Raw genomic sequence first — 7488 nt, forward strand, 5'->3', positions numbered from 1 at the left:
CGCGCCAGGCGGTCCGAACAACTACATAGACAGCAGGTCATCGTAAGCGAAACGAGCCCTGCGTGGCAGAGCGCCAGCCCTGCCCGCAGGGCTCTTTGTTTTTGCGGCCGAAGGAGGCCAGATGCAGCAGGCAGTGGATGAGGTCGTGGTCCAGGTGGAGCTGAAGTACTGCGAGGCGTGCGGCGGGTTGTGGCTGCGCCGTCGCGGCTCGATGGAGGTCTATTGCGCGCACTGCGCCCAGCGCATGGGCGAGATCGCGGTGGGGAAGGGGGCGCGCCATGTCCAGTAGGCCCCGTTCCTTTTGCGTCCCGGCGGAAGAGCTCCGCATGTACCGCGCGCACACGCAGGGCATCCTGCGGCGGTATTTCCGGATGTCGCTCGAGCTCGGCCGGCTGCCGTCGCTGGTGGGGCGCGAGATGTTCCGCGCGCGCGTCACGTCGTATCGCGCCGCCAGCTTCGAGGACCTGGTGATCTTCGTGACCGACGTGGAGCGCTGCCTGGAGCAGCTCTCCGCGGGCGCGCAGGCGGCGATCGCGCGCGTCATCTTCCAGGAATACACCATCACCGAGACCGCGCAGGCGCTGGGGTGGAACGAGCGCACGGTGCGCCGCAACCTGGCCAGCGGGCTGGACGCGCTCGCGCGCATCTTCCTGGAGCGTGCGCTGCTGCGGCCGTTCCCGCTGCACGAGGAAGCGTGTCAAGAGCCGGAAACGCGGGCAATGACGGCAACCGCTTGAGCCACAAGGGAATAAATTCTCGCGCGCGATGTCCGGTTCACCCTGCGCGACCTGCTATCCTGAGATTAAGCATGAAGAAAGCGGCCGCCGCGAGCGGCCGTTTCTTTTTTGCGCCATTTTGGTCTGCTCGGCGAGCCTGTTCGCAACTCGGGGCCGGACCAGCCACGTCCAACGGTTAGAATGAGGACGCTTCTCGTCTTCCATCTCCCGAGGTGACTGGCTGCGCATGGACATGACCTGGATCACGGACCGGATCGCGGTCGGCGGCGGCATCTGGACCGAGCCCAAGATGATCGAGGTCTCCCGCGCGGGCGTCACGCACATCATCGACATGCAGATCGAGTTCGATGACACGCCGCTGGCGCGGCCGTACGGCATCGAGGTGCTGTGGAACGCGGTGGACGACGACTTCCAGCCCAAGCCGCCGGAGATCTTCCAGCGCGGCGTGGAGTTCGCCACCGAAGGACTCGACGCCGATCCGCAGCACAAGGTCTTCATCCACTGCGCCGCCGGGGTGCACCGCGCGCCGATGATGGCGCTGGCGCTCCTGCGCGTGCTGGGATGGAGCCTGCCGGACGCACAGACCCTGATCCAGGCGCGCCGGCCGGTGGTCGACTTTGCCGACGTGTACGTGCGCAGCGTCGAGGATTTCGTCAGGTCGTACGCGATCGCAAGTAAGTAGTCTCTTGCCCTTGCACCAAGGCCACTCGTTGAGCGGCCTTTTGCTTTTTGAGTTCAAAGCAGGACCACCCGCGAAGACACCAAATGAGAAAACTGAAACGGCTCTTCGAAGGCCGCCCCTGCGGGCGGCTTTCGTACTTCGTGCTCGCCCTCGTGGTCGCGCTGCTGTCCGCGCGCCTCGAAGCGCAGGCGCCGCAGCTCACGCAGATCACGGACACGCTCTATCGTCCCGACGGCACGCCCGCACAGGGAACGATCCTGATCCGCTGGCAGAACTTCACCACCTCCGACAACAAGGCCGTGCCGGCCGGGATGCTGAACCTGGCGATCGGGCCGGGCGGCGCCGTCTCCCTCGCCCTGGCGCCGAACACGGGCGCGACGCCCGCCGGCAGCTACTACGCGGTGACGTACCAGTTGAGCGACGGAACGCACGCCGAGGAGTACTGGGCGGTGCCGGCGGTCAGCCCGACGACGATCGGCGCCATCCGCTCCACCATCGTGCCCAAGGGCGTGGCGATGCAGGTGGTCTCGCGCCAGTACGTGGACGAACAGCTCGCGCTCAAGGCGGCGGACGCGAACGTCGCACACAACACGGGGGACGAGACGCTCGCGGGCGTCAAGACGTTCGTGGAAGCGCCGCTCGTCCCCACGCCGAGCGCGCCCGAGCACGCGGCCAGCAAGTCGTACGTGGACGCGAACGCCGGCGGCGCGTCGCCGGCCGGGTTGCGTTACACCGAGCGGTTCACCGGTCCGAACCTCGGCGCGCAGATCACGGCAGCCGTGGCGAACTGCGGAGCGAATTGCCGGATCGTGATCAATGGGACGAGCGGAACCGTCTCCGAGGCGCTCTCGCTGCCGGCCAACACGACCCTGGAGTTTGGGCCGGGCACATTCACCTGGGGCGCGGCGCAGACGCTCGGGAATGCCGGCATCCACATCGTGGGCGCGGGACCGGGCAGCACGGTCTTCGAGGCCTCGCTGCCGACCGGCGACCTGTTCACCATCACGGCCGCGAACGTCGTGATGTCGGGGTTCACGGTGCGTCCGGCCAGTGGCGTGGTGCGGACGGCAAGCGCCCTCTTTCACGTCACGTCCACCCTCGGGCATTACCACGACCTCGCCATCCTCGACCCCTACAACGGTTTCTTCCTCGACGGCGACAATGCCGACCAGAACACGATCGAGCGGGTCAAGGGCGCCAGCAGCGGCGGCAATTGGAATTATTTTGCGCGCACCTACGCCAGCGCCGGCACGATCGCTTCCACGTATTTCGGGAACATCGCCCTCGATGTGCGCGGCGCGGGCACGCAGACCGACGCTTTGTTCGTCTTTGACTCGCGCACCGACACGGTGAAGATGAACAGCATCGAGGCGCTGACGCGCTCCAAGCCGGCGGTCAAGACGGTGGATAGCGACGGCGTCGGGGCATACTCCTATCCGCGCTTCATGCTCGTGAACAACAGCCTGTTCGAGCACGGCTACCAGGACTCCGCCGGCAGTGACTGCGCCCTGGAGCTGCTGGATGGCCGCCTGTTCCTCTTCCGGAATGGCCACGTCGGCGGCTCGGGCACCGGGGACACGCGGAGCTGCGGCGTCCACGTGGGCGGAAACTTCAAGGGAGCCGACGTCTCCGGCGTCGAGTTCATCTCGCTGCAAAAAGAAGGCGTGAAGATCGATACCGGCGCGCAGGACGCCCAGTTCTCGTACAACAAGTTCCAAGGCGTCAGCCTCGCGGCCGATGCGACGTACGACGTCTTCCACGTCGGGGCGAACACCAGCGACGTGGACATCTCGCACAACGTGGCGCGCCGCGGCTCGGGCAGCTTCTACGGGAGGTATGGGGTGGCGGTGGACGCCGGCACCTCGACACGGCTCATCGTCACGAACAACAACTTCGTGAACGGAGTGTCGACAGCGCAGTTCAGCAACGGCGCCACGGGCGGCCAATGGGCGTTCCGCAACAACGCCGCGACCTCCGACGACGTGAAGGGATTTGACTGGGTGCTGCGCTCGAACGGCGCGGATGTGATCTGGAGCATCGCGAATCTCGAGAGCGCGCGAGCGCTGCGCTGGACGCTGGGAAACCGCGACGTGAAGTTCGACTCGGCCGGCGGCAGCGGTTGCGTGCGCTTCACGGCCAGCAGCGGCACCGCCCCCATGGCTGCGATCTGCCCGAATACGGGCAGCTTCTCGCTCAGCGGCCCGCTCACCTCGTCGGTCGCGACGGGCACGGCCCCACTCTCCATCGCGAGCACGACCGCGGTGGCGAATCTCACGCTGGCAGCCGATAGCCAGCTACCCACCATCACCAGTGCCGCCAAGGTGGCAGACTCTGCGCTGAGCGCCAACGTCTCACTGCTGGGCCAGACGGTGGGCGGCGCGGAGTTGGACGATCCGGCGGTGGGCAGCAAGGGCGGCGTGCAAGCCAGGACCTGCCCGGGTACCGACAAGCTGTCGGCCATCGGCGCCGACGGCGTGCCGGTCTGCTCCGCCGACCAGACATCTGCCGGCGGTAGCGCGGTGAGCGTGAACGGCTCCTCTGCTTCGGATGCCGACCTGGACGACAGCACGCCCAGCGCTCCGGCGAGCAGCATCAACGTCCGCTGGCAGAAGGACGGCAGCACGCCGAGCAATGTTTCCGCGAATGTGCCGTATGGCGCCGGGCTCGCGACCGCCGGTGGCGGACTGGCCGTGTCGCTTTCGACCTGCGAGGCCTATCGCAGCAGCGACTTCACTCTCACGGCCAACACCTACGCCGACAACGTCAGCTGCTCGCTCAGCGCCGGAACGTGGTTGCTCATCGCCGACACCACCGTGAAATCGCCGAACGCCACCGCGCAGCGCGTGACGGTGAAACTCTGGGATGGCACGACCGTCTACGCGTCGAGCGAGGAAGGCGCCCCTTCCCAGGGGGCGGGCGCCACGGGTTACGTGAGCCTCTCGCTCTCCAAGATCGTGACACTGGGGTCGACGACGACGGTGAAGACTTCCGTCGCCTCGACTGTGGCCAGCGTCCTCGACGCGACGCCCGACGATAACGCCACCGGCATCGGCAACACCGCGAACTCCATCCGCGCGGTGCGCATCGGGAACTAGGCTACGAAGAAGAAGCCATCGAGCAGGGAAGTCGAGGCGCAACTCCGCGAACTTGCGGCGTTGGCGAAAGCGCTCGACCAGCCGGGAGCGCGGCTCAAAGAGATGGAAGACCGGCTGCAGATCCGCGATAAGGGCGGCGAACTCGTCCCGCTGAAGGCGAACCGGGCTCAGCGCCAGTTCGAGGCCGCCGCGGGACGAAAGCACATCGTGCTGAAGGCCCGCCAGGTCGGCATGACCACCTGGGTGGCCGCGCGTTTCTTCCTGGCGACCATCACGCGGCCGGGGACGGTGACCGTCCAGGTGGCGCACGACCTGGCCGCGGCCGAGCAGATCTTTCGCATCGTGCATCGCTTCCTGGCGAACCTGCCGGAGGAGTGGCGCATGGGCGCGCTGGAGACGTCGCGCGCCAACGTCCGCCAGCTCGTCTTCCCGCGGCTCGATAGCGAGTACCGCGTGGAGACGGCGGCGGACCGCGAGGCCGGCCGCGGCCTCACCATCCGCAACCTGCATTGCAGCGAGGTCGCGCGCTGGCCGGGAAACCCCGCCGAGACACTGGCGGGACTGCGCGCGGCGCTCACGCCCTCGGGCGAGATCGTGCTCGAGTCCACGCCCAACGGCGCGGGCGGCTGCTTCTACGACGAGTGGCAGCGCGCCGCCGAGACCGGGACCGTGCGGCACTTCTTTCCGTGGTGGTACGAAGCCGGCTACGTCGCCCCCGCCGCCGGCCTGGGAAGGCTCTCGGACGAAGAGCGCAGGCTGTGCGCCGAAGTGGGGCTCACGCGCGAGCAGATCGCGTATCGCCGCGGGTTGCGAGCGAGTTTTGGGAAGCTGGCGCCGCAGGAGTACGCCGAAGATCCCGCGGCGTGCTTCCTGGCGTCGGGCGAGTGCGTCTTCGACCTCGAGGTGCTGGAACAGCGGCGCGCGGCGCTGCCGGCGTGCGCCACGCGCGACAACGGCCGGCTGGCGGTGTGGTATCCGCCGCAGCCAGGACGCGAGTACCTGGTGGGCGTCGATCCCGCGGGCGGCGGCGCCGGCGGCGATTATGCCTGCGCGCAGGTCATCGACGCGTCACTCGGATTGCAGTGCGCCGAGCTGCACGGGCACTTCAGCCCGCCCGAGCTGGCGCACCGCGTGGCGCAGCTCGCGCGCGAGTACAACGGCGCGCTGGTCGCCGTCGAGCGCAACAATCACGGGTACGCCGTGCTCGTCAGCCTGGGCCGGCTCGAGCACTACCCGCGCGTCTACGAAGACGGCGGGCAGAGCGGCTGGCTGACCAACGCGGCCACGCGCCCGCCGCTGGTCGAGAACCTGGTGGCGCTGGTGACGGAGGCGCCGCATCTTTTCAATAGCGAGGCCTTCCTGGCCGAATGCCGCACGTTCGTGCGCCGCAAAGATGGCTCGCCGGCCGCCGCCAACGGCACGCACGACGACCGCGTGCTGGCCATGGGCATCGCGCACGAGGTCCGCCGCAGGAGGCCGCGGCGGCGCTGCGATCGGCTTGTTCCGGAAATCGGACAAGAAAGAGAAAGAGAATACTTCGCGCGCGCAGGCGGTTAGGATGTGGCTCTGCCTCGCGCGGTCCAACACGTTCGGCGGATGCGCGGCGGCGCGCAGGCCCACCTGATGCGCGCCGACGACGAGCAGTACTACGTCGTCAAGTTCCAGAACAATCCGCAGCACCGGCGCGTGCTCGCCAACGAGTTCCTGGCGCTCCGCCTGGCGGAGCACATCGGATTGCCGGTGCCGCTGGTCGAGGTGGTCGAAGTGGGCGAGTGGCTCATCGCCAACACGCCCGAGCTGCACGTGCAGTTCGCGGGCGAAAAGATCCCGTGCAAGCCCGGGCAGCAGATCGGCGTGCGCTACGCCGTGGATCCGCGCGTCGGCCAGGTGTTCGACTACCTGCCCGAGCAGCTGCTCGACCGCGTCCGGAACCTGGACGCATTCGCCGGCGCGCTGGCGTTCGACAAGTGGACGTGTAACGCCAACGGCCGGCAGGCCGTCTTCTTCCGGATGGCGCGCGAGCGCAAGTACACCGCCGTATTCATCGACTTCGGGCACTGCTTCAACCAGGGCGACTGGAGCTTCCCCGATTCGCCGCTGCGCGGCGTTTACGCGTGGAATGCGGCGTACGCGGCAGTGCGGAGCTGGCACTCGTTCTCGCCGTGGCTGGAGCGCATCGAGGCCCTCGACGAGCGGGTCGCGTACGCCATCGGCGAGCAGATCCCGCCGGAGTGGTACGGCGACCCGGACGAGCTCGAGCGCCTGGTCGCGCAGTTGATGAAACGCCGCAAGCGCGTGCGGGAGTTGGTGGAGGAGTTTCGCAGGTCCACACGCCAGCCGTTTCCCAACTGGGAAGAGGAGCCGTCCGCCGTCACCCACCACCTTATTAGTTGACCTTCGGTCATCGGACGACAATGATTGACGCTCTTCCCGTGACCAATGGGCGGCAGATCGAGTTTTTCCTGCTGCGCTACGTGCCCGACGCGCTGCGGGAGGAGTTCGTGAACATCGGCGTCGTCCTGCGCGAGCCGGCGAGCGGCGAGTCCGCGGTGCGCTTCGCGCCCGACTGGAAGCGCGTGCGTTGCCTCGACCCCGACGCCGACACCGAGCTGCTCGACGCGCTGGTGCGCGACCTGCAGAAGAAACTCGCAAGCGCCGGCGACCGCGAGACGCTGCTGCGCATCATGCAGGATTCGTTCTCGTCGAGCGTTCGGCTCTCGCCGGCACAAGGCGTGCTGGCCGCCTCGTTGGACGACGAGGCGCGGCGGCTGGCGCAGTTGTACCTGGAGAATCCTCCGCTCGAGCACGAGCGGCGCGCGGCCGGCGGGCGCATGGCCATCTTCCACGCGATGCGGACGGCGTTCGAGAAGGCCGGCGTGTGGGACATTCCGCAGATGAAGAAGAACATCGCGGTGGCGCCGTACACGCGGCCCGGCGACCCGCTCAAGCTCGATTGCGGTTACCAGCCGAACGG

The 7488-nt window shown here is 67.9% G+C and carries 7 protein-coding genes; all 7 read left to right on the forward strand.

Annotated features, from left to right (window positions below):
- Positions 1-121: 121 nt before the first annotated feature.
- Entirely contained in the window at positions 122-289 is a 168-nt protein-coding gene (locus VLA96_02100) for a hypothetical protein (protein HSE47980.1), read from the forward strand.
- Positions 290-326: 37 nt separating this feature from the next.
- Entirely contained in the window at positions 327-737 is a 411-nt protein-coding gene (locus VLA96_02105; GenBank protein ID HSE47981.1) for a sigma factor-like helix-turn-helix DNA-binding protein, read from the forward strand.
- A 232-nt stretch (positions 738-969) separates the two neighbouring features.
- Positions 970-1419: a dual specificity protein phosphatase gene (locus VLA96_02110; GenBank protein HSE47982.1), complete on the forward strand. Its 450-nt coding sequence runs from the start codon at positions 970-972 to the stop codon at positions 1417-1419.
- 83 nt (positions 1420-1502) lie between these two features.
- Positions 1503-4514 carry a hypothetical protein gene (locus VLA96_02115; GenBank protein HSE47983.1) on the forward strand — a complete coding sequence of 1004 codons (3012 nt, stop codon included), beginning with the start codon at positions 1503-1505 and terminating at the stop codon, positions 4512-4514.
- A gap of 60 nt (positions 4515-4574) precedes the next feature.
- Entirely contained in the window at positions 4575-6071 is a 1497-nt protein-coding gene (locus VLA96_02120; protein HSE47984.1) for a hypothetical protein, read from the forward strand.
- A gap of 3 nt (positions 6072-6074) precedes the next feature.
- Positions 6075-6908: a HipA family kinase gene (locus tag VLA96_02125; protein ID HSE47985.1), complete on the forward strand. Its 834-nt coding sequence runs from the start codon at positions 6075-6077 to the stop codon at positions 6906-6908.
- A gap of 20 nt (positions 6909-6928) precedes the next feature.
- Positions 6929-7488, forward strand: a 560-nt coding sequence (locus tag VLA96_02130; GenBank protein HSE47986.1) for a DUF3037 domain-containing protein, incomplete at its 3' end; no start/stop codon positions are given.

Source organism: Terriglobales bacterium, assembly GCA_035457425.1.
GTDB lineage: Bacteria > Acidobacteriota > Terriglobia > Terriglobales > Acidobacteriaceae > JACPNR01.

Bases quoted from the DNA above. Each gene is read 5' to 3' on its own strand.
- VLA96_02100 (HSE47980.1), top strand. From the start codon at position 122: ATGCAGCAGGCAGTGGATGAGGTCGTGGTCCAGGTGGAGCTGAAGTAC.
- VLA96_02105 (HSE47981.1), top strand. From the start codon at position 327: ATGTACCGCGCGCACACGCAGGGCATCCTGCGGCGGTATTTCCGGATG.
- VLA96_02110 (HSE47982.1), top strand. From the start codon at position 970: ATGACCTGGATCACGGACCGGATCGCGGTCGGCGGCGGCATCTGGACC.
- VLA96_02115 (HSE47983.1), top strand. From the start codon at position 1,503: ATGAGAAAACTGAAACGGCTCTTCGAAGGCCGCCCCTGCGGGCGGCTT.